The 25,586-nt window shown below is 55.9% G+C and carries 26 protein-coding genes; 13 read left to right on the forward strand and 13 right to left on the reverse strand.

The window, feature by feature from the left end; genetic code table 11:
* The first annotated feature begins 448 nt into the window (after nt 1-448).
* Nucleotides 449-1,270: an aldo/keto reductase gene (locus ACKC9G_RS12685; RefSeq protein ID WP_411405904.1), complete on the forward strand. Its 822-nt coding sequence runs from the start codon at nt 449-451 to the stop codon at nt 1,268-1,270.
* 163 nt (nt 1,271-1,433) lie between these two features.
* On the opposite strand, the gene ACKC9G_RS12690 is transcribed toward ACKC9G_RS12685, so the two are convergent.
* Nucleotides 1,434-2,351: an SDR family oxidoreductase gene (locus ACKC9G_RS12690; RefSeq protein ID WP_411405906.1), complete on the reverse strand. Its 918-nt coding sequence runs from the start codon at nt 2,349-2,351 to the stop codon at nt 1,434-1,436.
* A gap of 175 nt (nt 2,352-2,526) precedes the next feature.
* Between ACKC9G_RS12690 and ACKC9G_RS12695 the strand changes: the two genes are divergently transcribed.
* Complete coding sequence (locus ACKC9G_RS12695) at nt 2,527-3,429, forward strand: helix-turn-helix transcriptional regulator (protein WP_411405908.1); 903 nt, start codon at nt 2,527-2,529, stop codon at nt 3,427-3,429.
* Nucleotides 3,430-3,464: 35 nt separating this feature from the next.
* Here ACKC9G_RS12695 and ACKC9G_RS12700 read toward each other — a convergent pair whose 3' ends face one another.
* Complete coding sequence (locus ACKC9G_RS12700; RefSeq protein WP_411405910.1) at nt 3,465-4,496, reverse strand: SDR family oxidoreductase; 1,032 nt, start codon at nt 4,494-4,496, stop codon at nt 3,465-3,467.
* A 234-nt stretch (nt 4,497-4,730) separates the two neighbouring features.
* Here ACKC9G_RS12700 and ACKC9G_RS12705 point away from each other — a divergent pair, with 234 nt between their 5' ends.
* From ACKC9G_RS12705 to ACKC9G_RS12720, 4 genes are all read left to right on the forward strand, one after another.
* The gene (locus ACKC9G_RS12705; protein ID WP_411405912.1) at nt 4,731-5,294 is read left to right on the forward strand and encodes a VOC family protein; all 564 of its coding nucleotides are present in this window, start codon (nt 4,731-4,733) and stop codon (nt 5,292-5,294) included.
* 133 nt (nt 5,295-5,427) lie between these two features.
* Entirely contained in the window at nt 5,428-6,138 is a 711-nt protein-coding gene (locus ACKC9G_RS12710; protein WP_411405914.1) for an SDR family oxidoreductase, read from the forward strand.
* Nucleotides 6,139-6,425: 287 nt separating this feature from the next.
* Nucleotides 6,426-6,587 carry a hypothetical protein gene (locus ACKC9G_RS12715; RefSeq protein ID WP_411405916.1) on the forward strand — a complete coding sequence of 54 codons (162 nt, stop codon included), beginning with the start codon at nt 6,426-6,428 and terminating at the stop codon, nt 6,585-6,587.
* Nucleotides 6,588-6,696: 109 nt separating this feature from the next.
* Nucleotides 6,697-8,685, forward strand: a complete 1,989-nt coding sequence (locus tag ACKC9G_RS12720; protein WP_411405918.1) for a hypothetical protein — start codon at nt 6,697-6,699, stop codon at nt 8,683-8,685.
* Between the two features lie 3 nt (nt 8,686-8,688).
* Here ACKC9G_RS12720 and ACKC9G_RS12725 read toward each other — a convergent pair whose 3' ends face one another.
* Nucleotides 8,689-9,588: a LysR family transcriptional regulator gene (locus tag ACKC9G_RS12725; RefSeq protein ID WP_411405920.1), complete on the reverse strand. Its 900-nt coding sequence runs from the start codon at nt 9,586-9,588 to the stop codon at nt 8,689-8,691.
* Between the two features lie 150 nt (nt 9,589-9,738).
* Here ACKC9G_RS12725 and ACKC9G_RS12730 point away from each other — a divergent pair, with 150 nt between their 5' ends.
* Together ACKC9G_RS12730 and ACKC9G_RS12735 are read left to right on the forward strand one after the other, a co-directional pair.
* Nucleotides 9,739-10,710, forward strand: a complete 972-nt coding sequence (locus tag ACKC9G_RS12730) for a TDT family transporter (RefSeq protein ID WP_411405922.1) — start codon at nt 9,739-9,741, stop codon at nt 10,708-10,710.
* A gap of 122 nt (nt 10,711-10,832) precedes the next feature.
* The gene (locus ACKC9G_RS12735) at nt 10,833-11,381 is read left to right on the forward strand and encodes a DsbA family protein (protein ID WP_411405924.1); all 549 of its coding nucleotides are present in this window, start codon (nt 10,833-10,835) and stop codon (nt 11,379-11,381) included.
* A 115-nt stretch (nt 11,382-11,496) separates the two neighbouring features.
* On the opposite strand, the gene ACKC9G_RS12740 is transcribed toward ACKC9G_RS12735, so the two are convergent.
* On the reverse strand, nt 11,497-12,672 hold the full coding sequence (locus ACKC9G_RS12740; RefSeq protein WP_411405926.1) for a 2-isopropylmalate synthase: 1,176 nt from the start codon (nt 12,670-12,672) through the stop codon (nt 11,497-11,499).
* A 181-nt stretch (nt 12,673-12,853) separates the two neighbouring features.
* A complete protein-coding gene (locus ACKC9G_RS12745; RefSeq protein ID WP_411405928.1) occupies nt 12,854-13,492 on the reverse strand; it encodes a LysE family translocator in 639 nt (212 codons plus the stop codon).
* A gap of 209 nt (nt 13,493-13,701) precedes the next feature.
* Between ACKC9G_RS12745 and ACKC9G_RS12750 the strand changes: the two genes are divergently transcribed.
* Nucleotides 13,702-14,163 carry a DUF2000 domain-containing protein gene (locus ACKC9G_RS12750; RefSeq protein ID WP_411405930.1) on the forward strand — a complete coding sequence of 154 codons (462 nt, stop codon included), beginning with the start codon at nt 13,702-13,704 and terminating at the stop codon, nt 14,161-14,163.
* On the opposite strand, the gene ACKC9G_RS12755 is transcribed toward ACKC9G_RS12750, so the two are convergent.
* A complete protein-coding gene (locus tag ACKC9G_RS12755; protein WP_411405932.1) occupies nt 14,164-14,991 on the reverse strand; it encodes a helix-turn-helix domain-containing protein in 828 nt (275 codons plus the stop codon). It lies immediately after the preceding gene.
* A gap of 105 nt (nt 14,992-15,096) precedes the next feature.
* Between ACKC9G_RS12755 and ACKC9G_RS12760 the strand changes: the two genes are divergently transcribed.
* On the forward strand, nt 15,097-15,609 hold the full coding sequence (locus ACKC9G_RS12760; protein ID WP_411405934.1) for an Lrp/AsnC family transcriptional regulator: 513 nt from the start codon (nt 15,097-15,099) through the stop codon (nt 15,607-15,609).
* 65 nt (nt 15,610-15,674) lie between these two features.
* Here the strand turns inward: ACKC9G_RS12760 and ACKC9G_RS12765 are convergent, their stop codons facing one another.
* Both ACKC9G_RS12765 and ACKC9G_RS12770 read right to left on the reverse strand, forming a co-directional pair.
* Nucleotides 15,675-16,493 (reverse strand): N-acyl homoserine lactonase family protein, encoded by an 819-nt coding sequence (locus ACKC9G_RS12765; protein ID WP_411405936.1) that lies wholly within the window; start codon nt 16,491-16,493, stop codon nt 15,675-15,677.
* A gap of 672 nt (nt 16,494-17,165) precedes the next feature.
* The gene (locus ACKC9G_RS12770) at nt 17,166-18,056 is read right to left on the reverse strand and encodes a LysR family transcriptional regulator (RefSeq protein WP_411405938.1); all 891 of its coding nucleotides are present in this window, start codon (nt 18,054-18,056) and stop codon (nt 17,166-17,168) included.
* Between the two features lie 135 nt (nt 18,057-18,191).
* On the opposite strand from ACKC9G_RS12770, the gene ACKC9G_RS12775 reads away from it, so the two are divergent.
* On the forward strand, nt 18,192-19,025 hold the full coding sequence (locus ACKC9G_RS12775) for an SDR family oxidoreductase (protein ID WP_411405940.1): 834 nt from the start codon (nt 18,192-18,194) through the stop codon (nt 19,023-19,025).
* A gap of 163 nt (nt 19,026-19,188) precedes the next feature.
* Here the strand turns inward: ACKC9G_RS12775 and pncA are convergent, their stop codons facing one another.
* From pncA to ACKC9G_RS12800, 5 genes are all read right to left on the reverse strand, one after another.
* Nucleotides 19,189-19,821 (reverse strand): bifunctional nicotinamidase/pyrazinamidase, encoded by a 633-nt coding sequence (pncA, locus tag ACKC9G_RS12780; protein ID WP_411405942.1) that lies wholly within the window; start codon nt 19,819-19,821, stop codon nt 19,189-19,191.
* 31 nt (nt 19,822-19,852) lie between these two features.
* Nucleotides 19,853-20,869 (reverse strand): BMP family lipoprotein, encoded by a 1,017-nt coding sequence (locus tag ACKC9G_RS12785; RefSeq protein WP_411405944.1) that lies wholly within the window; start codon nt 20,867-20,869, stop codon nt 19,853-19,855.
* Between the two features lie 291 nt (nt 20,870-21,160).
* Nucleotides 21,161-21,547, reverse strand: a complete 387-nt coding sequence (locus ACKC9G_RS12790; protein WP_411405946.1) for a hypothetical protein — start codon at nt 21,545-21,547, stop codon at nt 21,161-21,163.
* Between the two features lie 162 nt (nt 21,548-21,709).
* Nucleotides 21,710-22,363 carry a sensor histidine kinase gene (locus ACKC9G_RS12795; RefSeq protein ID WP_411405948.1) on the reverse strand — a complete coding sequence of 218 codons (654 nt, stop codon included), beginning with the start codon at nt 22,361-22,363 and terminating at the stop codon, nt 21,710-21,712.
* Nucleotides 22,356-23,492, reverse strand: a complete 1,137-nt coding sequence (locus ACKC9G_RS12800) for a response regulator (protein ID WP_411405950.1) — start codon at nt 23,490-23,492, stop codon at nt 22,356-22,358. Before ACKC9G_RS12800 ends, ACKC9G_RS12795 begins: the two co-directional genes overlap by 8 nt.
* A gap of 815 nt (nt 23,493-24,307) precedes the next feature.
* Between ACKC9G_RS12800 and ACKC9G_RS12805 the strand changes: the two genes are divergently transcribed.
* Nucleotides 24,308-24,727 carry a cyclic nucleotide-binding domain-containing protein gene (locus tag ACKC9G_RS12805; protein ID WP_411405952.1) on the forward strand — a complete coding sequence of 140 codons (420 nt, stop codon included), beginning with the start codon at nt 24,308-24,310 and terminating at the stop codon, nt 24,725-24,727.
* Nucleotides 24,728-24,744: 17 nt separating this feature from the next.
* On the forward strand, nt 24,745-25,401 hold the full coding sequence (locus ACKC9G_RS12810) for a hypothetical protein (protein WP_411405954.1): 657 nt from the start codon (nt 24,745-24,747) through the stop codon (nt 25,399-25,401).
* The last annotated feature ends 185 nt before the right edge of the window (nt 25,402-25,586 follow it).

Below are 25,586 nucleotides of genomic sequence, written 5' to 3' on the forward strand. Positions count from 1 at the left end.
GGCTTAGTCCATTGCTGCCTGAGCGCCCCGCCTGATTCGCGGGGCGTTTTGTTTCTGAGCACTTGTGTGGTGATTACTGAAGTGCTGTGGGTGATGTTGATTGCTGCCGCTTAAGCCCTATAAAAGATGGCTTGTCGACGTATGGGCAGTGGCGTAGTGCCTTACTAGCCTTACTAACTAGCCATATTAAGTAGCCATATTAAGTAGCCATATTAAGTAGCCATATTAAGTAGTGCCTTGCGACCCAGTGTTGCTTTGCCATCCACCGGATCAGGCGCTACTACTTAACACTTTGCTTATTAAAGCCCACCGGTTTTTAGGCCTTTTTACCTCGTGACCGGCCACTTCGCTGCGGCAGGTGAAAGCTACCCTGGTGCGGCAACCCAGTTTCAGTGACTTCTCTGCCCGTGAGTGATGCTCGGGGCGCAGACAGATAAGGAGAGCGGTAATGAAAACATTAACCAGTCAGGGACTGACCATTCCCCGTCTTGGCTTCGGTACCTGGCGACTCAAGGGCGAGGAATGCCAGCAGGCCGTGGAAACTGCGCTGGAGCTGGGTTATCGCCATCTTGATACCGCCGAAATGTACGACAACGAAGAAGGCGTGGGTGCGGGCATCAAGGCCAGTGGCATGGCTCGTGAAGAGTTTCACCTGACCACAAAAGTCTGGCATGACCACCTGACTGCCCCGGCCATTCGCCGTGCGCTGGATAACAGCCTGAGCAAGTTGCAGACGGACTATGTCGATCTTTACATGGTGCACTGGCCTAATCCGGAGATGGACATGGAGAAGGTCTTCACCACGCTGAAATACCTGAAGGAAGAAGAGCGCATTCGCGGTATCGGCGTGTGTAACTTTCCGGTGCCTTTGCTAAAAACCGTGGTCGAAGAGCTGGAAGTACCGCTGGTCTGCAACCAGATCGAGTATCACGTGTTGCTGGACCAAAGCCCGGTGCGTAACTATCTCAGCCAGTTCAATATTCCGGTGACGGCGTATTGCCCGCTGGCGCAGGGGCGGCTGGCAGAGCATGAGGTGCTGTCCGACATCGCCAAGGAGCAGAATGCCTCCGCCGCGCAGATCGCCCTGGCCTGGCTGTTGTGTCAGGACGGCGTGATGGCGATTCCGAAATCCAGTCGTCGTGAAGGGATTGCCGCAAACTTCGCTGCCCAGCATATCGAACTGACCGCCGACCAGATGGCACGGCTGAACCAGTTACCCAAAAACCAGCGTCTGGTGAACCCGGACTTTGGCCCGCAATGGGATAACTGAGCACCGCTTATCGCCATGATTATGGATTGATAGCAACAGAAACGGCGCCTTGAGGCGCCGTTTTTTATGAGTGGTTTGCTCTTCGCCGTGCACGATTCACCGCTCACATTTCACCCCGAACGGTTCACTGCTCACCGCTGGATGCGCTAAAGCTGGTTATCACTCAGTCTGACAGGGCCAGCGTGCCTTTCTCCGGGTAGTAGTCATCTCGCGTCAGGCCGTTGCGCAGGCTGTATTCCACCGGCTCCCAGCCCAGCGTTTCACGAGTAAAGGCGCTGGAGGCCGGGTTATGCATGGCGAAGAAATGCCCCAGCCAGTCAAAGTGTTCGGCAGCTTTTTCGGCGGGCACAGAGACCACCGGCAAGGACAGGTGAGCGCCCATCAGGCTTGCCAGTTCTTTGGTCGGGATGCCTTCATCGGCGACCGCATGATAGGCCGTACCGGGCTGGCCTTTTTCCAGTGCCAGACAGAACACCTTGGCGGCATCCTTGCGGTGAACCGCTGGCCAGCAGTTCTCGCCGCTACCGATATAACCTGCAACGCCACGCTTGCGGGCAATCTCAATCAGCGAGGGGATGAAGCCGTGAGCCGTCGCATCGTGTACCGAAGGTGGCAGGCGCACCGAACTGCTGCGCACTCCCTGTTCGGCCAGATCCAGCAGATACAGCTCGGTCGGCGCACGGGGGAAGTCCTCCGCTTTCATGCGATCACTCTCCAGTGCCGGACGGCCCTGATAGGAAAGCATGGCGGTGCCGGAGGCAATCACAAAGGGTTTGTGGCTGCCTTTCAGCGCTTCACCCATGGCTTGCACGGCGGCCCGGTCGACCGCAACGCTGTGGGCAAAATTGGAGAAGTCGTGGATAAAAGCGGTGTGAATCACACCGTCACAGGCGCGGGCCGCCGTGGCGAGGATCTCGGTATCCTCAAGGCTGCCGTAAACCACCTCAACGCCCTGCTGCCTGAGGGCCGCCGCTGAGGTATCACTGCGGGCCAGCCCCATCACCTCATGGCCGCGCTGCCGCAGCTCGGTAACCACTAGGCTGCCGATAAATCCGGTGGCGCCAGTAACAAAAACCTTCATGGCATTTCTCCTGCGTTAGGAAAGAGACTCTGTACCCTTGCTATCCTAAGAGGGTGGCGCCAGACAAAAAGCCGTGAGGTTATCAGGGTATAGGCACTAACAGGCTAAGTTCGTCGAAGTCAGGCACACTGGAGCGCTGTTACCCGCGCCCATGAGATGCGCGAAGGAGTCAACCATGCATTCACTGAATGAATCCCATACGGCGGCGACAGTAACGCAGCTGGCAGAGCTCCCTGATGAGGCTGACGTCACTCAGCCGTCGAACCTGCTTGGTCAGTACCTGAAAGCGCGACGCGAGCGCCTTGACCCCCGAGACTTTGGTTTCGTGGTCGGGCGACGCCGGACTCCGGGTTTGCGCCGGGAAGAAGTCGCCCAGCTCGCCTGTGTCAGCCCGACCTGGTACACCTGGCTTGAGCAGGGCCGCGGTGGAGCACCCTCTGGCGAGGTGGTGGAGCGTCTTTCCCGTGCTTTGCGGCTCACTGAAGTTGAGCGTGAACACCTGTTTTTGCTGGCGCTGAATCGGCCACCGGAGGTGAGCTTTCAGGGGCCGGGCGCCATTACTGAGGCCCTGCAGAAGATGCTGGAGGCGCTTTCGCCCAATGCGGTCATTATCAAAACCGCGCTTTGGGACGTGGTGGGTTGGAACAAGGCGGCACGCGTGCTGCTGACAGATTATGAACAGCTCCCGGTGCGTGACCGTAATGTGCTGCGGATGATTTTCATAGGCCCTGCGCGAGCGCGAATGCTGAACTGGGAAGCGGTGGCGCAAATGGCAGTGGAAACCTTTCGCCGGGAAATTGCCCAGTCCGGCGCCCGCGCCGATGCACAGGCGCTGATCGCAGAACTCAGCGAAAGCAGCGAGGAGTTCCGCCATCTATGGGCGCAAACCGATGTACGGGCTTACGGTCAGGGGCAGAAGCTGATCTGCCACCCGGAGCTCGGTTCACTCTGTTTTGACTACGCCTCATTCAGCGTCGATGGCCAGCCGGAGCTGGGGATGGTGGTGTACTCGCCTTCTTCTACGGAGGATAAAGCCAAGGCAGGCCGCCTGCTGGCGGAAAAACTGCCGAATCTCTAGCCCAGGGTTATCTCCTCGGCGATGGCGAGCCTGAATCAGCCTTCGCTGCGCAGCAGGCTCATGGCCGTCGCCAGCACCGTTTCTTCCACCGGACGCGGCTCCCAGCCCAGCATCTGCCGGGCCTTGATCGAGGCGACTGACTTGTGCTGTCCCAGATGCGGGGTAATGTCCCGAAGCTTTGGCACCACCAACGCGGCTGCGCGAATCAGCAGGCTGGGTAACGGCAGACGCGGCACTTTACAGGCACGCTTGCCTAAACCCTGACGCAGAATCCTGGCCATTCGGGCAATGGACACCTGATCCTCCGCGACTGCCAGATAGCGCTGACCTGAGGCTTCCGGTGTTTTCATGGCTTTCAGGTGCAGATCGACCACATCCCTCACGTCCACCAGCCCCATGCTGATATCCGGGCAGCCCGGAATCGCGCCACGAATCATCATGCGAATGACTTCCTGCGAGGCAGAGAAGTGGCTGCCGATGCTGGGGCCGAGTACCACCACCGGGTTCACTGTTGCCATTTCCGGGGCATAAGGCGCTGAACGGATAAATTCCCAGGCGGCCTTTTCGGCCAGGGTTTTTGAGGCGATATAGGGCAGCACATCGCTGGAGCCCGGATTGGTCCAGTGGGACTCATCCAGACAGCCTTCAAACTCCGGGTTGCCGTAACCGATCGCGGCAAAGGAGGAAGTGAGCACCACGCGTTTTACACGCGCACGCTGGCAGGCCTCCAGCACGCGAAGGGTGCCTTCCCGCGCCGGACGAATCAGCTCATCGGCGTCCGCCGGGCTGGAAACGGGCAAGGGTGAAGCGGTGTGATAGACCTGTTCGCAGCCGGCGACGGCGTCATCCCAGCCGGCATCACTGAGTAGTTCTGCCTCGAAAATCCGCAGGTCAGTGGTGTCGATGCCTTCATCGTGCAGTGCGCCAAGCAGGCTTTGAGCGCGCGCAGCGTTACGAACAGTGGTATGGACAGTGAGACCGCTTTTTAACAAAGCGACCAGTAGATGGCTGGCAATAAAGCCATTGCCGCCGGTGACAAGTACCGGGGCAGCAGGGGATGCAGACATGGGTGACCGCGAGGTGTCCGAAAATGAACGCCCACTGTGCCAGAGCGACGCGGCCGGGAAAAGACCGCAAAAGTCGTAGAGTGTCGGGCATTCCTGTCGGCAGGACGGAATGTTTCCGGTGCATTATGTTGCAGTGCGTTGATATAAGGCCGTCGGGGAGTTATTGGCAAAGATAATTGTCATGGCACGTTGATTCGCAACGGCCAGGCCTTGACGTTACTCAGGGAGGATTTCATGTCGACGGCAGCCACTACTAACAGTCCGGAGCGTAAAGGCAATCGAGGTATCAAAGGCATCGAGCACATTGGCATTACCGTGCCCAACCATGAGCAGGCCGTGGCCTTCTTTGAACAGGCCTTTGGTGCCACGCCGTTATTTTCACTGGTGACCAAGAACGACCCGCCCATGACCTTTGAGGATGTCGGCCCCAAAAATGGCCTGCGTCCGGGCACGGCGATGGTGGCGGTGACCATGATGCGGTTGGCCAATGGGGCGAATGTCGAATTGTTTGAAATCGATTATCCGGGCAAGAAGGAGAGTATTGGTATCAGTGATATCGGTATCAGCCACTTCAGCCTGAATGTGCAGGACATCAACACCGCCACCGATGCCTTTGTGAAAGCCGGTGGGCAGTTGCTGGAAGGTCCTTATGAACTGGGTGGTCAGGAAGAGGGCGAGGGCAATATGGGCTGTTTTGGCTTGACGCCCTGGGGGTTATTAGTGGAGTTTGAACGCTTTGACTCGCCCCTTCAGTACGATGAAGGCGCCACCGAGACTCGCTGGTTCCCCAGTGCCTGAGGCACGGGGTATTGAGCCTTACGCATCAGGATTATTGCAGTACAACAGCGGCGCATGGCGCACAATCCATCGGCACCTTTACCTTCGCGATGATCACGACGGTAAGAGCGCCGCTGCCAAAGGAGATTAGGTAATGACGTTGAATGACAAACGGGTACTGGTGCTGGGCGGTAGCTCAGGGATCGGCTTTGGGATTGCCAAGGCAGTACGCGCTGCGGGTGGCAAGGTCACCATCGCATCACGTTCGGCAGAGCGTATCAATCAGGCCGTGGCACGTCTGGGCGGCTCGGCCCATGCCTATGTGCTTGATACCCACGACAACGAAGCCATCGAGAAGTTTTTCGCCGAGCACGAACCCTTTGATCACATCTTCGTCTCTGCTGCGAGCACCACGGCGGCGCCGGTGATTTCATTGCCGCTGGATGCAGCCTATGAGTCCTTTGAATCCAAGTTCTGGGGAGCCTACCGTGTTGCCCGTGCTGCACGTGTCGCCGAAGGCGGGTCGATCACGCTGGTGTCCGGTTATCTGTCGATTCGTCCTCGCGCTGGCGCAGCAATTCAAGGCGCGATCAACGCCGCGCTGGAAGGTCTGACCAAAGGTCTGGCGCTGGAGCTGTCGCCGATTCGCGTGAACTGTATTTCACCGGGTCTGGTGGAAACCGAGATGCTGGATGGCAAACGTGATGATTCCCGTCAGGCCATGTTTGATGGCGCGGCGGAGCGTCTGCCGGTGAAAATGGTCGGCAAGCCGGAATACATTGCTTTGCAGGTGTTGGCGATGATGCAGAACCCCTACATGACCGGTAGCGTGGTGTATCTCGAAGGCGGCGGCGCGCTGATTTAACGCCAGCCATGATCTGTAAGCCTGCGCAGTTGAGCTAAATTCCTGATCCGCAACGGCTTTCTGATGTACAGAACCCCGATGACAGAAAAATCATCGGGGTTTATGTTTTCCTTAAAGAAGGAAATGCATGCCACAGGAAGGAGATTCCGAGCTTTCTTGAAGTCTGTTCGGAACTTTTCTGCCCAGAAGTTACTCAAGGGCACTTCCAGCGTTAAACCCTCCTCCGGTGAGGTAGAACGCTGACTCTTAGCGACAAAAATAATAGCCCAAGAGGCAAGGAGTACCCTTTGTCCGCAGCGTTTTGTGAGCGGTTGCATCCGCTATCTCAGTATCCCGGCGTTGAGCCTGACCTTGATCACCCCGATGCCGCCCTGGCGCAGGTTGTGTTCTCTGAGCATTCTCAGCGACTCGACACGCCTCCCCAGTTGTCGGCGACGTTCAGCGTCTAGACCCCTTTTTACTTATTTCTCTCTGCACTCCTGAGTGCGGAGCGCGATTTCATTTTTTCGGCAAAGCCATTGATGGCAACGGAATGCCGAACACACTAAAGGAATAAACATGCGTATTGGTTCCCCCCAGATTCCTGTCAGTCACTTTAATCAGGTGCAGCAACCTGAGCCGCTGGCGATTGAGGATGCTCCGGCAGAACAGCACGAGCTGGCCGAGTTTAACCACGATGAGCACCAGGGTGCGGCCGGTGCCGCTGAGCCTGAAAGTGCCGAGCATCGCCAGCACAAGGAATCGATGATCCGCAATGAGCTGGAGATGAAACAGCTGATTGATCAGGTCAAGGAGCAGCTGCAAAACGCTATCGGCAAGGAAAACCTGCCGGATGAGCTGCAGCAAAAACTGTCGGATGGCATTAACAACATCACCAGCATGGAAACCATGCACCAGTCCATCGTCGAGCTGCTCAAGCACGAAGGCATGCTGGAGGAGAGCGATAAAGGCAAGGGTAAGCAATCGCTGTTTGAATCCATGCGCTCAAGCCTCGGTCAGCTGACCCACAAAATGACCAGCGAAAACACCAAGAAAACCGTCTTCGGCATGGTGGTCGCGGCCACGCTGCTCAAAGTCGCCGCCTGGTACGGTCATCAGTTTGTACCGCCCATCGCCGCCGGTGGCGGCAAGATTGATGATCTGAAAAATGACCTTTTCAAAGCCATGATCGGCTGGGGTATTGCTTCCATCGAATACCCGCTGATGACGCAGGCCGTGCATCTGGCCGCGAAGAACAAGATCAGCATGTCCTACTTCAAGCTGCTGTCGGTCTCTCTTGATCTTGGCGCTTCCTATGGTCTGGATATTCTGCGCTCCAAGAAAATGAACCTGAACGAGACGCTGGCGATTTTCTCCCTGATGTCAGCCTCTTTGGTGATGGCGTTGCCTGAGAAAGTGCAGAAGAAAATCTCCGGTGCGGTGGATAACCAATGGCTGCACACCATGGGTAACTGGGTGAAGAACAACCGTCTGATGGAGGCGGCCACCGAGATGTTCCAGCGGGGTCAGACGCCAGCGGCCATTGAAGCTGCTCCCGCCGCTGAGGGTGAGGAGCAGGCAGAAGGCGCAGCACCTGCAGGTCAGCCCGCGGCAGATAACGAGCAGCAGCTGGCGCGCACCAAGTTCACCGACAAAAAAGCCTTCTATGACTTTGAATCCTCGGCCTTCCACCTGACCAAAGCCTCAGCCAAGCTGTCTGCGCTGATGGACAAGGAATCCGAGAATATTCAGGCGCTGATGACGGCGGGTGTGAGCGAGCAGGCACTGGCGACCGTCTCCAATGAGCCAGATCAGCTGCTGCAGCGCCTGCGGGGTTATCCTGAACAGCTCGACGGCGAGAATGCCAGGCTTAAGGAAAACATTCAGGGGTTGGGCTTCTCCGGCATTAAAGGCTACTCACCCGGCGCGTCCAAAGGCGAGCAGTTGTTCCTCTATGCCGGTCTTGCCATGTTTGTAGGTTGTATCGCCATTGGTGCGGGCCTCAAGTACGGCGCGGGCAACGACACTGCCGCCAGTCCGGTACTGGGCTTTGCCGCATCCATCATGAAAACCAATGCCTGGTTCCTGCTTTCTCACGTGCCGAACGAGCACCTGCTGAACGTTTTTGATGCGGTGAAGGACAAGCTCTCCTCCGTGACCTCTTCCTCGACGCCTTCTGAGGAAACCTCTGACCGCGCCCTAAAGCTTCGCAACGAAAGCAAGGACAACACCGCGGCGTTCTTTATCCGCTATCTGGTGTCCTACGCGATCGCCTCCGGGGAATACGTTCCGCTGATCGGCAGTATCAATGCGGCCGAGAAGTCCAAGGACTTAACCAACATGCAGCAGCGTGTGAACCTGGAAACCTCCGAGTACATCGGCCCGAACTCCATCAAGTTCCATATGGAAGGCGAGAAGTTCACCGCCAGCCACTGCCTGGCACTGGCCCTGAACGTGGTCTCCATGGCGCTGGCGAACATTCCACAGGCCCGCGTGCCGCTGATATCTTCCGGCAATGACAAGGTCAACGCCACGCAAGGGTTTGAGCGTCGTTTGCTGGAGAGTTAAGTTTCACGTATCGGTAGTGGCTGACGTTTGAGGCTCACACAGCTCGATAAAGCGTTGCATCAGGCGGGTGTGGTACTTCTTGCGATGCCACGCCAGCCTGAGCTCTCGCGGAAAGCGCTGGGTCAGGGGTAGGGCGATAAGTCGGCCGCTGGCAAGACGATCAGCCACGGCCAGTTCTGAAATCAGCGTCAGCCCCAGTCCCTGCTCAATGGCCTGCATCACCGCTTCCAGGGTATTGAGTTGCAGCAGCTGACCGCAGTGTTCAAGTCCGGGCAGCAGGTCATGATCAAAGCGCTCGCGACTGCCCGAGTTCGGTTCACGCAGCACAAAGGCCTGACCGCTCAAGTCCCTGACAGTGAGGGTTGTAGCCGTCGCCAGCGCATGTGTCGGCGCAGCAACCACCACCATTTCATCTTCCCGCCAGTGCTGGCTATGAATGTCCGGATGGCGAATCTCCCCTTCGATCAGGGCCAGGTCCAGCTCGAAATTCAGCAGTCGGTCGCCCAGCTGATGCGTGTTGGTAATGCGCACATCGGGGCGAATATTCCCCTCGCGCTGCAGTCTGGCCAGCAGGGCCGGCAGCAGGTAGTTACCGATGGTCTGGCTGGCGCCCAGGCGCAGCACACCCTGCGCGGCGCGCTCCGGATGGAAGCGATAGGCAATGTCCGTGAGACGGGACAGGGCATCCTCCACCATGGGCTGCAACTGTTGCCCTTCACTGTTGAGCTGCAGGCGCGGGTGCACCCGGTCAAACAACGGTGTGCCGAGCTGGTTTTCCAGTTGTTGTAATGCCTGTGACAGCGCGCCCTTGGTTAGGGAAAGGGCTTCTGCGGCCGCGGTGAGATTGCCGTGGCGGGCAATGGCCGCGAAGGCTTCGAGTTGACGTACGGTGATATGCAGCATGGCGAGCCAATGTCAGGTGTTTAGTTTAGTTAAACATAGCATAAAAGATAGTTAGATATGCTGTATGCCCTGGGCGGCGTAGCATGGTGGTTGTCACGGTCAGCCCATGCTTGCTGTGACGGTATTTGAACTGCTGCTCAGGAGCTTCCCATGACACCGCTGAAACGCTTACGCCTCTTTGCCACAGCTCCCACACCCATGGCGGGTCTGGCGCTGGGGATTGGGTCGCTGGGCTGGTGCTGGGAAAGTGCCGGTGATTTTCATGGCTGGATGCAAAGTGGCGCAGCGGCGCTGGCGGCAGTATTGCTGCTGATTCTGACCCTGAAGTTTCTCTGCCAACCACGCCTGTTGCTGGATGATCTGGCCCACCCGGTGGTGGGATCAGTAGTGCCGACCTTTGCCATGGCGACCATGGTTGTCTCCAGGGCACTGGGCCTGCATGCGCCAGCCCTCGGCGCCGGGCTCTGGCTGTTTGCGGTGATGCTGCATCTGGCGTTTCTGACCACTTTTCTCTGGCACCGCAGCCGTGCTTTTGAGCTGCATCACATGGTGCCGAGCTGGTTCGTACCGCCTGTGGGTATTATTGTCGCCTGTGTGGCGACGCCCGGTGGTGTCTGGCTTGGGCTGTCTCAGTGGCTGCTGTGGCTGGGGATTATCAGTTACGCCATTTTGCTGCCGTGGATGCTTTATCGGCTGATGTTCAGCCATGAAGTACCGGATGCAGCCAAACCCACGATTGCCATTCTGGCGGCACCGGCCAGTCTGTCGCTGGCGGGTTATCTGACGGTGATACATCAGCCTGATCCTGTGCTGGTGGCGCTGCTGTTCGGCATTGCTGTGCTGATGACTGCGGTGATTTATCTGGCCTTTATCAAACTGCTGCGACTGCCTTTCAGCCCCGGTTATGCAGCCTTTACCTTCCCGATGGTGATTGGTGCGACGGCGCAGTTTAAAACCGCGCATCTCTTAAGCGGTGCCGGTTTCAGTGCATCTATTGTTGAGCAGGTGCAATGGCTGGCAGAGCTTGAGCTGATCGTCGCGACACTGGTGGTGAGCTACGTGGCGGTGCGCTACCTCGGTTTTTATCTGCCACGGATGCTGACTCGGACTCAGCCCGCCTGAGTGACATTGCCCTGGAGAAACGCTGGTTATTGGTTAGCAGAAGACTTTAGGGTAGACGGGTTGCGATCCTTGGTTAAGGTCGCCAATAGCACTGGCATTGGTGACATTCACAAGGAGTAACCATGAGCGATATCCACGTGGCCCCCCTGACTTGGGGCACCGGCAAGCAGACGTTTGAGATGTTTCTGGAGCCGACCTGTCCTTTCTCAAACAAGGCCTTTAACAAGCTGGACAGCTTTCTGGCGGAGGCCGGTGAGGATCAGGTCACCGTGACGATCCATCTGCAATCCCAGCCCTGGCATATGTATTCCAGTGTGATTGTGCGCTGCATTCTGGCGGCTGCCTCGTTACCGGAGGGCCGTGAGGCGGCGAGAAAAGTGCTGCAGGCGGTGGCGGATCATCGTGAGGAGTTCGAGTTTGAGGATCACTGTCGCGGCGCCAATATGGACACAACGCCGCAGCAGATTATTCAGCGCATCGAGGACTATTCCGGCGTCAGACTCGCCAAGGCCTTTGACAACCCCGCGCTGCAAAAGGCCATCAAGCGCCACGCCAAATATGGCCGCCAGAACGGTATTCATGTCTCGCCGACCTTTATGGTGAACGGTCTGACGACCACGCTGGGCAGCGGCGATTCCATCTCAACCTGGGTGCAGGCGCTGTCTGCCTGATAGGCAACCAGAGCCATAAAAAAGGCGACGTCAGGAGCGGACAACCACCGTTTAGACGTCGCCTTTTGCTTTATCTGGCTTGTTACTCTATGCCTTTGACTTGCCGCCGAAGCGATCAGCCGCCCTGGCCAAACCACTGGCGCAGGGTGGCCTCATCAATGCTGCTATCCACATCGCTGGCCAGCGCTTTAAAGCGCTCGAAGGTGGCGGTTTTCTGCTGCTCTGCCACGGTAATCCCGAGTTGCTGCAGGGTCGCAAACAGCGCCGCACGCCCGGAAAGCTTGCCAAGATGGAGACGATCAGTACTGCGCTGCCAGCCTACGCGCTCCGGCGTAATCACTTCATACGTGCTGGCATGTTTCAGCACGCCATCCTGATGAATGCCGGACTCATGCGCGAAGGCATTGGCACCGACGATGGCCTTGCCCGGAGCAATTGCCAGCCCCAGCAGTTCGGCAATATCACGGCAGACCGGGCCTATCTGTGGTGGCTGGGCATGGGCGGCCCGGTATTCCGGCAGGCGCGTTTCCAGCGCCATGATGATTTCCTCCAACGCCGCATTACCTGCCCGCTCTCCCAAACCCAACACACAGCCTTCCACCTGACGGGCACCGCCCTGCACGGCGGCCAGTGAATTGGCGGTCGCCAGTCCAAGATCGTCATGGCAATGCGCCGACCAGATCAGCGGCGTTGAAGTGCGTGGAATAACCGCCTCCTGCAGCAGGGCGAAGCGCTGGCGGATTTCGTGAGGCAGGGCGTAGCCGACGGTGTCCGGCACATTAAGAATGGTGGCACCGGCATCGACTGCCGCCTGTAATACCTCCGCCAGAAATTCCGGCTCCGTGCGAAAAGCATCCTCCGCAGAGAATTGCACCTCATCGCAGTAGCGTCGTGCCAATGTGACTGCCTGCACGGCGCGCTCGATGACCTGGGTTTTATCCAGCCGAAGCTTGTGCTGGCGGTGCAGCGGGCTGGTCGCGATAAAGGTATGCAGACGTGGTTTCTGCGCCGTTTCCAGCGCCTTCGCCGCCGCTTCAATATCCTTCGCAGTGGCGCGCGCCAGAGCACAGAGGGTGGTGCGCCTTAGGCGGGTGCCTATCGCCTGGAGTGTTTCGATTTCCACCGGGCTGGCGGCAGGAAAACCCGCTTCAATCACATCCACACCCAGCCTTTCCAGTAGCTCGGCAATACGTAGCTTGTGCGCAGGCGACATTCTCAGGCCGGGTGTCTGCTCGCCATCGCGTAAGGTCGTATCAAAGAGACTAACGGGGGATGCGGGGTGAGATGTCATGAGTAAGACTCCTCCTTTGGGTGGAAAAGTCAGCAGTATGAGGCGCGCGCCATCGAGGGTATTGAGGGGCGTTGCAGCAGGCTTGCTGCAATAAGATTCAAAAGCTCAGGGAAGGGACGCTGGAGTGATGGCAGCAACAAAAAGGCCCCGACGTGCGGGGCCTTGAGGGCATAGAGGATGGTTAAGAAGCGAGCTTGATGCCAAGGCCGATAAAGGCCATGCCGACCATGCGGTCGACCCAGCGTTTGAGCTGGTCATTACCCGCGACTTTCTTCGACAGGCTACCTGCCACCAGCGCCAGAAAGACCGTCCAGATCAGGCTCATGGCAATGAAAATGGCGCCGAGGGCCAGAAACGCCAGCGTGGTGTGCTCGCTGCCGGCAGAGACAAACTGCGGGAAGAAGGACAGGAAGAACAAAATGACCTTCGGGTTCAGCAGGTTGGTAATAAAGCCCTGGGTAAAGAGGCGGCGGTTACTCATGGGCCGGGATGGCGGCAGCGGCTCATTGCTGGCGGAGGCCGCTCGTGCCTTGAGGGTTTGACGAAGAATCATCACGCCCAGATAAATCAGGTACATCGCTCCCAGAATCTTGATGCCAAGGAAAATGCTGGGGGAAGCCGCCAGCAGCGCACTCAGGCCAAAGGCCGTGGCCATTACATGAATCGTACAGCCGCAGTTGATGCCCAGTGCCGAGAGTACGCCAGCCATGCGTCCCTGACTGACACTGCGACCCACGATAAAGGCCGAGTCCGGGCCGGGGGTCACATTCAGGACAAATACGGCGCCCAAAAAGAGGGGCAAACTCACGATTCCCAGCATGGTCTGTGCTCCGTGAAACAGGGGTGATCATCAGGTGCTTTTTCGAGCGGTTGCCCGAAAACAGCAGCATACGCCAAGGGCCGAAAACTGCCCAGTGGTGAATTGTCTTGAAGCGGGTTGCAGCGGCAGGCGGGCAATCGCGCTCAATCCTTAAAAGCCTGTTTCAGGGACACTGCCCGAACGCTTTTATCGTGCTACCGGGAGAATCCATGAAAACTGCCAGTCCTGACTTTATCCGCCAAAGCGCCGAACTGCCTGAGCGCTGTGTCATTATTCTTGATCAGGCGCTACCCACCGGCAAGGCCGCCAATGCCGCGGCCGTCATGGCCCTCAGCATGGGCGCCCAGTGGCCGGAACTGAAGGGCGATAACTACGCCGATGCCAGCGGCGGCGTGCATCTGGGGCTGATACCTATTGGCATTCCGATACTGACCGCCGGGCAAAGCCGCCTGCAACAGTTGCGTTCACAGGCACAGGAAAAAGGCTTTGAAGTGGTCGACTTCCCCGAGCAGGGTCAGCAAACCACGTCTTACCCTGACTTTATCGAGGCCGTAAATCAGACCGCAGCAGCAGAGCTGCGTTATGTCGGTATCGTCGTGCTGGGCAAGCGCAACCCGATCAGCCGTTTGCTAAAAGGCCTGCCGCTTTTCGGTGCCGTGGCAGAACAATAACTAGCCTTGCAGCGCCTGCCGGTAATGGCCGGGCGTGACGCCCAGGGTGCTTCGAAAGGTGCGCGTCATATGGGCCTGGTCGGCAAAGCCTGTGCTGGCGGCAATATCTGCCAGCGTCAGTGAGCCTTTGAGCAGCTGCCGCGCCTGACGAATACGCGCCTGTCGCTGATAGGCGTGAGGCGTCATCCCCAGCTGCTTCTCAAAATGACGATACAACTGATAGCGCGGCAAGCCTGCGACCTCACTGATGTCATCCAGTCCGAGGTTGTCGGCCAGTCGTTCCTCAAGATACTGACGAGCGCGTTCAACAGCGGCAGCGGCTTTGCCCCGGGTCGATGACAGTTGGCCCTGCCGGCTATGGCGAAGGAGGATCTGGCGGGCAAAGCCCAGATAGAGTTCGTCCTGTGCCAAACGGGTTCTGGCCTCGGCGGATGCCTGCGCAGCCTGTTCTGAGGCCAGGTGCAGCCGGAATAACTGCTGGCAGGTGTGAGAGTCGCGAATCACCGGCTCGCGCAGAAAGGCGAGGGTTTGCTCCTCATCCAGCGTATTCATTAACTGTTGCCAGTCGATATAGAGAGTGCGCTGGGACCAGCCGCGCTCATCAATGGGCCAGCCTGCGTGGGGCTCATCTGCATGGGCCGCATAGATTTCCCCGGCGCGGACCACAAAGGTTTCCCCTCGCACCCGAATCTTGATGGCACCGCGCGTCAGCAGGGCAAAACAGGTGGTGTCGTGGGAATGCACGTCGTAGCTGAAGTCGAGGAAATGCCCGCTCAGTAGTTCACTCGACAGATGGCTGTCGTGCCAAATGGTGGTTTCTGCGCCCATGACTGCAATCTCGTTCTGTTAACGGCGGCCTCTTCGCCTTATGGTGTTATCCAATATGGCTATTTTGCTGAATTTGATTCGGTGACGTGAAGTGGGAAAAGGCTTATGACCGAAAAAACGAAAAACATTCGGCAGCGCTCCGGTAAAGAGGCCGCACTGGATGCGACCGACCGAAAACTATTAGGCCTGCTGGCCGATGATGCGACCCAAAGCTACGCCGAGCTGGGGCGCCAGCTACACCTTTCACCGCCCGCCGTGCATGAACGGGCCAAGCGCCTGCGTGCCGAAGGTGTGATCAAGGATACGATTGCCCGCATTGATGGTGCCAAAGTGGGACGTCCGCTCCTCGCCTTTGTGCATGTCGACACCACCAGCTGGAAAGTGACCCGCGCCCTGCTCGAGCTCAAAGCCTTGCCTGAAATCGAGGAGATTCACTCTGTCACCGGCGACAGCGCCATGCTGCTTAAAGTCCGCACCCGCGATACCCAGGCACTGGAAGATGTACTGGAGAAAATCCACAGCATCGAAGGCTTTACCGGCACCCGCAGCTATATCGCCCTGACAACGTTTCTTGAGAGAGGGCCAAGTGCGGAGCTTGATGACGAGGACTCTTTATAGACAGTAAGAAGTTTCCTGAAACTCGACGCATTCGAGTAAAGCGCAGGCCCTACAGCGTAGCTAAACTAGACAACTTTCACGACTCTGTATCCTTCCAATTCAGCTACTACGGGATACTCTTTCCAGCGGTCAACGTCATGCTGAATAATCAAGTTGGTTTTGTCCCCAAGTAATTCGTCATTAAGGCGATCAATAGAAATCAACTGATCCCAAACACTACCTGTTGCATTATTTAGTGGGGCATAAACACCGTCGTGTTTATGCCCTGATAGTTGTCGATGGGTGTAAATGCAATCGCCAGAAATTACTTTACGACCAGCGCTGCTCTCCACAATAACAAACTGATGTCCAAGTGTGTGCCCAGGAGCAAGGCGAACATGTACTCCTGGCAGGATATTGTCTTTGTCGCCATCAATCAGCGAGACTCTATGATCAAAAGAAGCATCTAGCACTTGTCTGAGATTTTCAGGATCGATGATTTTCGTGAGATGAGAAAACCGCTTTGGCAAAGCAGCAGCTTCGTACCATGACATTAACTCACGTTTTTGGATATGTATCTGGGCATTAGGAAACTCACCAATCGCACCCATGTGATCAAAATGCGCATGAGTAATCACGATGTCTTGAATATCTTCTGGCGCAATACCTATTTGTTCCAGCATTCGAATGGGTGAAATCCACTGCGTCACCGAAAACTTTAAGGGAAATTCGTTCCGGGAACCCGTTTGCATAAAACCAGAATCGATCAGGATTTTCCGCTCACCGTGGCAGGCCAGGATGAAAGAAAACGGCAAATCCACCATGCCTTCCTGTTCCATACCATTCACGAGACCTCCCCAAGGCTCATGTGAGCAGGCGTATTCAATGATATAAAGGTCCCACATTTTCTATTCCTTTTGCTGTTCTTATAATTAATACGTATTTGAAGGCTGATTTTAATAGATAGTTTGGGGAAGAGTAAAATTAAACGCTACCCCTTGGTCGATTCGTCTTCATGCTATTTTTTCTACATTAACGTATGAGCGAAAGGATTTCCAAGTTACGTCGTCCCATGGCTTCTATATCAGTTTGCGCCTATTCTTGAGCATAATTTGCGCTATTAATTATATTTCATGGAAATGCCAACGGGTTAGGGAGTATGTAAAAAAGCCATTCAGCTTTGCTCTGATTTATATCGCAAAGTCAGAAATAAATTAGAAGGAGGTAAGAAATTTATTTACGAATGGCTTCTGAATAAAATAAATAAAACCAGTGGTGAGAAAATATAATCCGAGCATTTGGAACGAGTTTATTAAATATTTCATCAATCACAGATGTAGAATATTCTCAATGTATTGCAGCTTTGCAGCGGATCAACTTCGTGAAACAGAGAAAATAACAGGCAACGATTTTTCTCATCTAGGCCCGTATTGGCGACGTTAAATGCCAACGTGATAGTTATCATTAAAAATGAAATTTTATTGATGCCAATATAGTCCTGGATTGCTATCGGATCAGGATGTCTGACATAAGCATAAAACGCCTTGAGCCAATTGAAACCTGCAGCAATAGGTTGATTACTCTCTCAGCACTTCAATAAACGCCTTTAATGCCCTGGGCACCTGCCGGTGTCCGGGGTAATACAGATAAATGCCCTCAATGATCGGGCTCCAGTCATTCAGCACTGTGACGAGCTTGCCTTCGGCAATATCCTCTTCCACTTCCTGCTCCAGTACATAGGCGATACCGCTTCCGGCGCGCGCCGCTTCAATCATCAGCGTCATATCGTTCAGGGTTAAACTGCCCGGCACGTCGATGCGCTGCTCAATGCCCTGTTTTTCAAACTCCCAGTGATAGAGCTTGCCGCTCGGTAATCGGTTGCGAATGCAGTGGTGCTGATGCAGTTCCTCAGGCGTGGTGGGCATCCCCATTGACGCAAGATAGGCGGGGGAGGCCACGGTAATAAAGCGGACTTTGGGGAAAATCGGCACTGCCACCATGTCCTGGGGAATAAATTCCAGCAAGCGAATGCCGGCATCGAAGCCTTCCTCGACGATATCGACCAGCTGCCCGTTGGCGACCAGATCCAGCTCTATCGCAGGGTAGCGCTGCTGCATCATCGGTACGATATGACGGATCAGCCATTGCAGGCTGGACTGCGGACCATTGATGCGCAGCAATCCCTGCGGTGCATCGCGGTAGCTGTTGAGGTTATCGAGGGTGTCATGAAGATGGTGCAGCAGTGGCCGCAGCTCTGCCGAGAGAGAAGTGCCTGCCTGCGTAAGCGATACGCTTCTGGTGGTGCGATGAAACAGGCGCACGCCCAGTTGCTGCTCCAGCGCGCGCATGGCATGGCTGACGGCCGATGGGGTTTGCTCCAGCTCCTCGGCGGCACGGCGAAAATTCAGATGATTCGCCACACAAAGAAAAGTCTGCAGATCAGTCAGTCGGGGAGTGCTATTGGCCATCGGGTCTCGCTATTGGTGATGAGTTTTCATCAGCCCATGCAAATTGTTGAGGATAGTTTGGTTATTGGTAGATCGCTAGGGTAAAGGCTCACTCATCACGCCGCTGGCCCAAGGCTGGCACACAGGAGTTTGATTATGTCCCGTACCTGGATGATCACCGGCACTTCAACCGGCTTTGGCCGTTTAATGACCGAGCAGCTGCTCGCCAAGGGCGACCGTGTGGTGGCGACCCTTCGCCAGCCGGAAAAGCTGCAGGCGCTGCAGCAGCGTTATCCTGATCAACTACTGGCGCTGACGCTGGATCTGACAGATTTTGCTGCGCTGGATTCGGCCGTCGAAGCCGCCTTTCGCTGGGCAGGAGAGATTGATGTGGTGGTCAGTAACGCAGGCTACGGCGCCTTTGGCGCGGTCGAGGAGCTGACAACGACGCAGATTCACCAGCAGCTGGCGACCAATCTTGAAGGCACGATTCTCTTTATCCGCGCGGTGCTGCCGTATCTTCGCCAGCAAGGCCGTGGCCGCCTGCTGCAAGTCTCTTCCGAAGGCGGGCAGCGTGCGTTTCCCTCCTTCAGCCTGTATCACGCCTCCAAGTGGGGAATCGAAGGTTTTATCGAAGCCCTTGCGCAGGATGTCGCGGTGTTTGGCATCGAATGCTGCCTGATTGAACCGGGAGCCTCCATGACCAACTTTGGCGCAGGTCGGGATGTGGCCGAAGCCATGCCGGAATACGCAGGCTCTGCGGCCCATGAGATTCGTCGCATGTTTGATGAGGCAACCTTTGAAGCCTTCGGCACCTTTGTCGACCCGGTTAAAGTCGCCAGTACCATGGTGCATCTCGGGGAGCGGGCAGAGGCGCTGCCCTTGCGCTTACCCTTGGGCAGCCATGCTTATGAAGGCGTAACGCAGGTTCTGAAAGAGCGACTGGCGGCCATTGAAGCGCTGAAATACATGAGTTACGCCGCAGACTAAACGGCGGTTGTCATTAAACCGTAGTGATTTACGGGCATCGTGACTGCGGTTGGACCTGTGGCTAGCGGCGCGAACACGTGCCCAGGGTCGTTCAACTATTCGTTCTCATCCCAGCTTTGGCCGAACCTGAAGCTGGGTTTTTTTTATGCTGTCTGGGGCGGTCTCAGGTGGCATCCTGCAGAAGGTCATCCAGCGTCATGCGCCGAACACCGGCGGCCTCCATCGAAAGCCAGGCCGCTGCAAGCGAGCCTTCAAGATCAATCCCCCAGCAGGCATCTGCCATCACGATGGTGTCGAAGCCCGCCGCACAGGCATCCAGTGCGCTCCACAGCACGCAGAAGTCCGTCGCCAGTCCGGCAAGATAAAGCGTGGTGATACCGCGAGCGCGCAGATAGGCGGCAAGACCCGTGTTGGTGCTGCGATCGGCTTCCTGAAACGCGGAGTAGCTGTCGATCCCGGGATGATAGCCCTTGCGCAGAATCAGCTGGGCATGGGGAATGTTGAGATCGGGGTGAAACTCGGCATCACGGCTACCCTGAATCGCATGGTCCGGCCATAGCACCTGTTCTCCATAGGGGAGGGTTGTCGTCTCGAAGGGCGCTTTGCCGGGATGTGAACTGGCAAAGGAGGTATGCGCGGCCGGGTGCCAGTCCTGAGTCAGGATAACATTGGCGAACTGACCGGCCAGTACATTGATGATCGGCACCACTTCATCTCCCTGAGGGACGGCCTGCGTCCCGCCCGGGATAAAGCAGTTCTGTACATCAATAACGAGCAAGGCGCTGGTGGCATTCATGCGTGGCTCCGCTGGGCGATTAACCTGATCACTAGGGCAGTGGCGGGCAGTGGCTGTCGGTCATGTAGTCATGCACCTGAATTGAGCCATCAATAATGCCCTTCTCGATACGCTTCAGTTGGTCACGCATGTGGTCCGTGACAAGGTGCTTGTTGTACTTGTCATCGGCCCAGGAAACGCCGTTTTTGGCCAGCCCCAGCTCTCTTACACCGGCGTGCCACTGGCCCTTCATCGCTTCCTCAAAGGTGCTGTAGGTCGCCACATCCACACTTTTTACCATGGAGGTCAGCATGGTGCCGGGGTGCAGGTAGTTCTGGTTGGAGTCGACACCGATGGCATATTTGCCAGCGTCCGCAGCCGCCTGATACACCCCAAGCCCGGTACCACCGGCGGCGGCAAAGACAACATCGGCGCCTCGGTCAAACTGGCTGCGGGCAAGCTCGGCCCCCTTGCCGGGGTTATTCCAGGCGGCAGGTGTCGAGCCTGTCATGTTCTCAAAGAGGGTAATGTCAGGGTTAATAAAGCGTGCGCCCTGGGCGTAGCCACAGCCAAACCGGCGAATCAGGCTGATATCCATGCCGCCGATAAAGCCGATCTTTTGTGATTTGCTGGCCATGGCAGCAAGTGCGCCGACCAGAAAAGAGCCCTGTTGTTCCTTAAAGACAATGGATTCCACGTTAGGCAGATCGACGACGGCATCGACGATGGCGAAATGTTGTCTGGGAAACTCCCGGGCAATTTTCTCCAGCGCATTGGCTTCATCAAAACCCACCGCAATGATCGGGTTGGCGCCGCGGCTGGCCATGCGCCGAAGTCCCTGTTCAATCTGCGCTTCATTGGCAGGTTCGAACTCCTGCACTTTCACGCCGGTGTCTGCCGTGAAGCGAGACATGCCGTTATAGACGGATTCATTGAAGGATTTGTCGAACTTGCCACCCAGGCCAAAAAGGACAGCAGGGGCGAAGGAGGAGTCCGCTGCAGGAGCGGAGGCTGACAGCAGGCTGGCCGTCAAACCCAGAATAGCGGGTAGCGATGACAGTGCTTTCATAGAGATACCTTGCGTTATTGCCGGGACGAGCCAAGGGCCGTTATCTGCAAAGGGTAGAACAGGCGATGAACTCATGCCCAACGTCTTGGTTTTTATCTCAGGCTCGGTTTTTGTGTCTGGAAATCTACAAAAGCTGCACAAAAAATGCTCAATGCTAAAAACGGAAAAGTATTGCGCAAGGAAGTACAGTTTTGGCTTCTGTGATGCCGGTGAGCGGCTGGCAAAAGAAAAGGGCTGAAAAATGTCAGCCCTTAGCGCTTGCTCAGTGAGCATCTGCCTGCAGGAGATCTGTCAGTGCAGCGACGGTTCTGCAGGAGAATACTGCTGCCACAGGGCATCCAGCTCCTGCCGGGATAAATAGGCGCGTACCGGTGCCAGTCGATAGAGAGTCACCACCAGCCGCGGCACCTCCACTCCGGCTTCATAACCCAGCGGCATGTCCTCATCACGGATGCAGTCCAGATGGCGCTCCATCAGTTCGGAGTAGAGGGATTCCAGCTTGATATGAACCTTGTCGGTTCGTTGTGGCAGGTCGATATAGGTATCCAGTTCATGACTGCAGAGCAGAAGCTGCTGCTGTGACCAGTCTTCACTGTGGCATTGAACGTCGAGAATCAAAGGTTCCAGTAAAGGAATGGCCTTGGGTTCTGCGTGAAAGGTCAGGAGAGTTTCCATCATGTGCCCACCACTGCGCTAATCGCACGAACAAGCTTTGAACATACTGCGAGTTCAAATTAGGTGCAAGTATTGTGCAGAAAATCACCAGGGTAAAACGGAGGTTGGTCTGCAATCTCTCCTTGAATCGGGCGATTGTTTCTCAGCAGGGCGTGATTCAGCGGCTTAGTCCGGTATCCATAGCTCGACACAGGCGCCGCCGGCTTCGCGGTTGAAGACCTTAAGTGCACCGGTGAGTTCACTTTTTTCCAGCTGCGCCAGACTGGCGGCGGCAAAGCGTAAGCCAAGTCCGGTGCTGTTGGGGGCGGCCTGGGTTGCTTCATTGAAACCTGCGCCATTGTCGCAGACGCGAATCACCAGAAAGCCGGGTGTCTGGTAGGTATCAATGCCGATCCAGTTGCGTGTGAAGTCCAGCGCGTTGAAGAGCACGGTGCTGAGTGCTTGTTCCAGCAGATGGCGATCAAACCAGGCGACCTGAGCTTCATCAATGCTGTACTCCAGCGCTATCCCACGGGTGCTGGCGAGCTGATCAAAGTGATCAAGCGTATCTTCAACAAACTCTGCAACGCTGTGGCTGTCGAGCTGCAGGCTGTATTTGCCAGCCTTGATGCTGTAGAGCTGCAGCATGCGCATCAGATCATGGTTGAGCTTGCGGACGTCTTTATCCATGGACGCGATAACGTCTTTGAGCACCGGGTCATCCCGGTCGGCCAGCTGCACTTGCAGCTTCTCGATGGCCTGTAACAAATGCACCAGCCGGTTTTTACTTTCATGCACCGTGCTGGCCATTAACATGCCGACATCCAGTGGACTATGCATGGGCTTGACCTTTAGCGGGTTTGGCGTGTCGCTCAGGGAAGAGGGCGTAGTAACGCTGACTGAGACGGGTTCGGTCATCCGTGCGTACCTCATCAAAATCGTTGGAGAGCGTCGAAAGTGCTTCATCAACCTGATTCAGTGTTGTGCGGTCAGGGCGTGCGCCGGACTCCGCCTGCTGAACCACCGCATCAATAAAGGTCAGGTAATTGTCTGCCGTGCGGTACACCGAATGGTTCGCCAGAATAATGGCACGTTTACTGGCCTGCTCGGCGATGGGCCAGTGCTGATTCATGGTGGCAATACGCGCCAGTGCCATTTGCCGAAGTACGGCTTTGGGTGATTTCTCAATGGCTTTAATAAGGATGGTTTCCGCTTCCGCCAGATTGCCACGTTGCTCCATCACATTCGCCATCAGGTCATCTGCCCGGACAAAGTACTGGTTATCCAGCATCAGCTTGTCGAGGTATTCACTGGCTTTATCGTAGTCCTGCATAAAAAAACAGGCGCGCGCCAGGCCATAAAGCGCCCAGGGCATTTGCCGTTCTTTGAGCTGAAGCGCATAGAAGCGCCGGGCATCATCGTACTGCTGAAGCTCGATCAGCAGCTCGCCACGAATGCGCAGCAGTTTGCCGGAGAGGGCAGGCAGGGTTTCCAGCATCGCTTCACAGCAGTCGAGTGCTGCGTGGTGATCTTTCTCATCCAGCAGCAGGTTCAGCGGCTTGAGCTGTTCCTTCTGGGTCATCATGCGCAGCAGACGTTTTTTAAGTTCGGCGCGGGTGAAGGGCTTGGTGATGTAGCCGTCGGGCTGATATTCGAGCGCACCCATGACCATTTCCGGGGAGGTTTCCGCAGTGATCATGATAAATGCAGCGGTATGGGGGATGAGCTCGTTGAGGCGGGCTTCTTCCAGAATCTGTTGACCATCCTTGCCGCGACCCAGGTTGTAGTCAGACAAAATCAGGTCATAACGACGGGTACGCAAATACTCCATCGCAGCATTGGCGGACATGGCCACATCGACATTAACTGCGCCGGCATCCTTCAGAGTTTCGCGCACCATGGATCTGGCTTCGACCAGATCGTCGATGACCAGAAAGCGCTTCCTGGAAAAGTCAGGTTGACTCGCCACCGTACATCCTCACGCTGTGTTCTTATCCTGCTTGGGATCTCTGTCTAACCGAAGTAAAGCAAAATGTTGCAGTTGAGGCCATAGTCAGGGAAATCATCCTTTCCCTTACTTCAGCGCTCATTCTGTGACCAAACACCATTTCGCTGACACAGAGACGTTATCAAACTGTCATTAGTGGCCGGTAGGCTCTTTGCGGCTGTTATAACGGCTCCTTTCACAAGATTGGCGCCAAAGGCCAGTCCTGTGGCGCTGAATGCGCTGGCAGAAAACCTCTGTGCTCTCCACACTCAGAGTAATGACCTCAGAAGTGTTTTCTGTGCCGATTACGACACAGTGTTGCAATGCCTTCTGCTTTTACTGGTATTTATAGTGCATGTTTCTAAAGGAGCGTGCTTATTTAACGGGGATTGTTGCCGATAAAGAATAAACTGCCGCTTTTTATGGGCCATGGCTGACCAGTGGTGTCACCTAAGTACTCAATAAAAGTGCAAGGTTGGCGATGGAAGCCTGCGCAGTTTCAGATTTTTTGTCGGTCGCAGAGGACTTTGACAGTTCTGACTGATCATATCTTGACCTGTATCAGTCGGGGTGCGAGTCTGTAACGAATTTGCAACGCTGGGTGGCACGGAGTTTCATTCAGCGCAAACTGACCCCAGAACTAGAGTTATAAGGCAGGAAATGCCTGATTGACTCACCAGTTACCGGGTGATGATCAAGATTTTGCTGCTTGTCATGACAGTGTTGAGACTCATGGCAGGTCGCGGGGGGAAACGTTGGACATACATCAGGAAGTGGAGCTGCTTCGGAAAATACCGATGCTGGCCAAGCTTGATACGTCAAAGCTTAAGTTGCTTGCCTTCACCAGTCGCCTGATGAAGTACGAAGACAGCGAGCAGCTCTTTGCTATTGATGAACCGGCTGATTCGGTTTACCTCATTATTGAAGGTGAGGTCGAAATCATGGCTGCCACTGAAATGGGTGAGGTCATTTCCGTGGTGCGTGGCACTAACTCCCTCATTGGTGAGATTGCCGTGATTTCCAAGGGCCGTCGTAGCGCAACGGTGCGAGCCAAAGGCGAAGTTGCTGCCCTGTGTATGGAAGGTTCTATCTTCCTGCAGCTGATTACGTCTAACCCTGATGTGGCACTGGATGTACTGAAGCAGTTGAGCGACAAGCTGGTTGAGGCGCACCACACCAACGAGAAACTCTATAACCAATTGGAAATGCACGCCTGAGCGCAGGCTGGTTATTTATGAACAAAGAACGCTTTTTGTCCCTTTGGGAACGCACCCTGGCAACAGGTGAAACAAGTGCAGAAGCAGCCTTTGCTCTACTGGAGAGGCTGTATGCAGAGACGGGGCGCCATTATCACAATGGCTGTCACATCAAGCATTGCCTGCTATGGCTGGACCGTTATCGCTCTCATGCTGAGAACGCCGACGCGATTGAGCTTGCCCTCTGGTTTCATGATGCGGTCTACCAGTTTGATGCGCGGGACAATGAGCAGAAAAGCGCCGAGCTTTTCATGCATTTTACAGCCGGTGCGGATGAGGCTTTCCGTCAGCATGTGTATGAGCTGATTCTGGCAACAACGCATCGTGAATCGCCCGCCAATATCGACCAGGCACTGATTATGGACATTGACCTGTCCAGCTTTGCATTGCCCTGGCATCCCTTCATTAAAGACTCCATGAAGTGCCGTAAGGAAAAGCCTTTCCTGACGGACCCTGAGTTTTTCGAACGACAGATCTGCTTCTGGCAGAGCCTGTTGGCCCGTCCGGCATTTTTCTTTTCGCCGGTCTTCTTTCAGGAGCACGAACATCAGGCGCGCCAGAATGTGCGCAAGTTGCTCGAGCTGATGGTTGAGCGCGGCTATTACTGTGAGCTTCCTGCCACGCAGTCGGCGTGAGTTTGCTGGCGTCATTTCTTTCATTTCACGCACAGCCTGACGTCTCAGCTATCTGAAGTTTAGGCTGTGGCAATATCGAACAATGATTTCCTCGCACGTTAAGTGCTTGTTTTTATTCCTGCCTATCGCCATTTCTGCAGCACCTTGCGACTGAGAGACGAAAACTCCAGCAGCACGGATGGGGT

Origin of the sequence: Pokkaliibacter sp. CJK22405, from assembly GCF_046614695.1 — a bacterium.
Lineage (GTDB): Bacteria > Pseudomonadota > Gammaproteobacteria > Pseudomonadales > Balneatricaceae > Pokkaliibacter.

Coding starts and splice junctions, on each gene's coding strand:
- ACKC9G_RS12730 (WP_411405922.1), top strand. CDS start 9,739: ATGACACCGCTGAAACGCTTACGCCTCTTTGCCACAGCTCCCACACCC.
- ACKC9G_RS12775 (WP_411405940.1), top strand. CDS start 18,192: ATGTCCCGTACCTGGATGATCACCGGCACTTCAACCGGCTTTGGCCGT.
- pncA (WP_411405942.1), bottom strand. CDS start 19,821: ATGAATGCCACCAGCGCCTTGCTCGTTATTGATGTACAGAACTGCTTT.
- ACKC9G_RS12755 (WP_411405932.1), bottom strand. CDS start 14,991: ATGGGCGCAGAAACCACCATTTGGCACGACAGCCATCTGTCGAGTGAA.
- ACKC9G_RS12745 (WP_411405928.1), bottom strand. CDS start 13,492: ATGCTGGGAATCGTGAGTTTGCCCCTCTTTTTGGGCGCCGTATTTGTC.
- ACKC9G_RS12685 (WP_411405904.1), top strand. CDS start 449: ATGAAAACATTAACCAGTCAGGGACTGACCATTCCCCGTCTTGGCTTC.
- ACKC9G_RS12705 (WP_411405912.1), top strand. CDS start 4,731: ATGTCGACGGCAGCCACTACTAACAGTCCGGAGCGTAAAGGCAATCGA.
- ACKC9G_RS12785 (WP_411405944.1), bottom strand. CDS start 20,869: ATGAAAGCACTGTCATCGCTACCCGCTATTCTGGGTTTGACGGCCAGC.
- ACKC9G_RS12690 (WP_411405906.1), bottom strand. CDS start 2,351: ATGAAGGTTTTTGTTACTGGCGCCACCGGATTTATCGGCAGCCTAGTG.
- ACKC9G_RS12810 (WP_411405954.1), top strand. CDS start 24,745: ATGAACAAAGAACGCTTTTTGTCCCTTTGGGAACGCACCCTGGCAACA.
- ACKC9G_RS12790 (WP_411405946.1), bottom strand. CDS start 21,547: ATGATGGAAACTCTCCTGACCTTTCACGCAGAACCCAAGGCCATTCCT.
- ACKC9G_RS12765 (WP_411405936.1), bottom strand. CDS start 16,493: ATGTGGGACCTTTATATCATTGAATACGCCTGCTCACATGAGCCTTGG.
- ACKC9G_RS12700 (WP_411405910.1), bottom strand. CDS start 4,496: ATGTCTGCATCCCCTGCTGCCCCGGTACTTGTCACCGGCGGCAATGGC.
- ACKC9G_RS12795 (WP_411405948.1), bottom strand. CDS start 22,363: ATGCATAGTCCACTGGATGTCGGCATGTTAATGGCCAGCACGGTGCAT.
- ACKC9G_RS12695 (WP_411405908.1), top strand. CDS start 2,527: ATGCATTCACTGAATGAATCCCATACGGCGGCGACAGTAACGCAGCTG.
- ACKC9G_RS12740 (WP_411405926.1), bottom strand. CDS start 12,672: ATGACATCTCACCCCGCATCCCCCGTTAGTCTCTTTGATACGACCTTA.
- ACKC9G_RS12710 (WP_411405914.1), top strand. CDS start 5,428: ATGACGTTGAATGACAAACGGGTACTGGTGCTGGGCGGTAGCTCAGGG.
- ACKC9G_RS12760 (WP_411405934.1), top strand. CDS start 15,097: ATGACCGAAAAAACGAAAAACATTCGGCAGCGCTCCGGTAAAGAGGCC.
- ACKC9G_RS12750 (WP_411405930.1), top strand. CDS start 13,702: ATGAAAACTGCCAGTCCTGACTTTATCCGCCAAAGCGCCGAACTGCCT.
- ACKC9G_RS12805 (WP_411405952.1), top strand. CDS start 24,308: ATGCTGGCCAAGCTTGATACGTCAAAGCTTAAGTTGCTTGCCTTCACC.
- ACKC9G_RS12735 (WP_411405924.1), top strand. CDS start 10,833: ATGAGCGATATCCACGTGGCCCCCCTGACTTGGGGCACCGGCAAGCAG.
- ACKC9G_RS12725 (WP_411405920.1), bottom strand. CDS start 9,588: ATGCTGCATATCACCGTACGTCAACTCGAAGCCTTCGCGGCCATTGCC.
- ACKC9G_RS12770 (WP_411405938.1), bottom strand. CDS start 18,056: ATGGCCAATAGCACTCCCCGACTGACTGATCTGCAGACTTTTCTTTGT.
- ACKC9G_RS12720 (WP_411405918.1), top strand. CDS start 6,697: ATGCGTATTGGTTCCCCCCAGATTCCTGTCAGTCACTTTAATCAGGTG.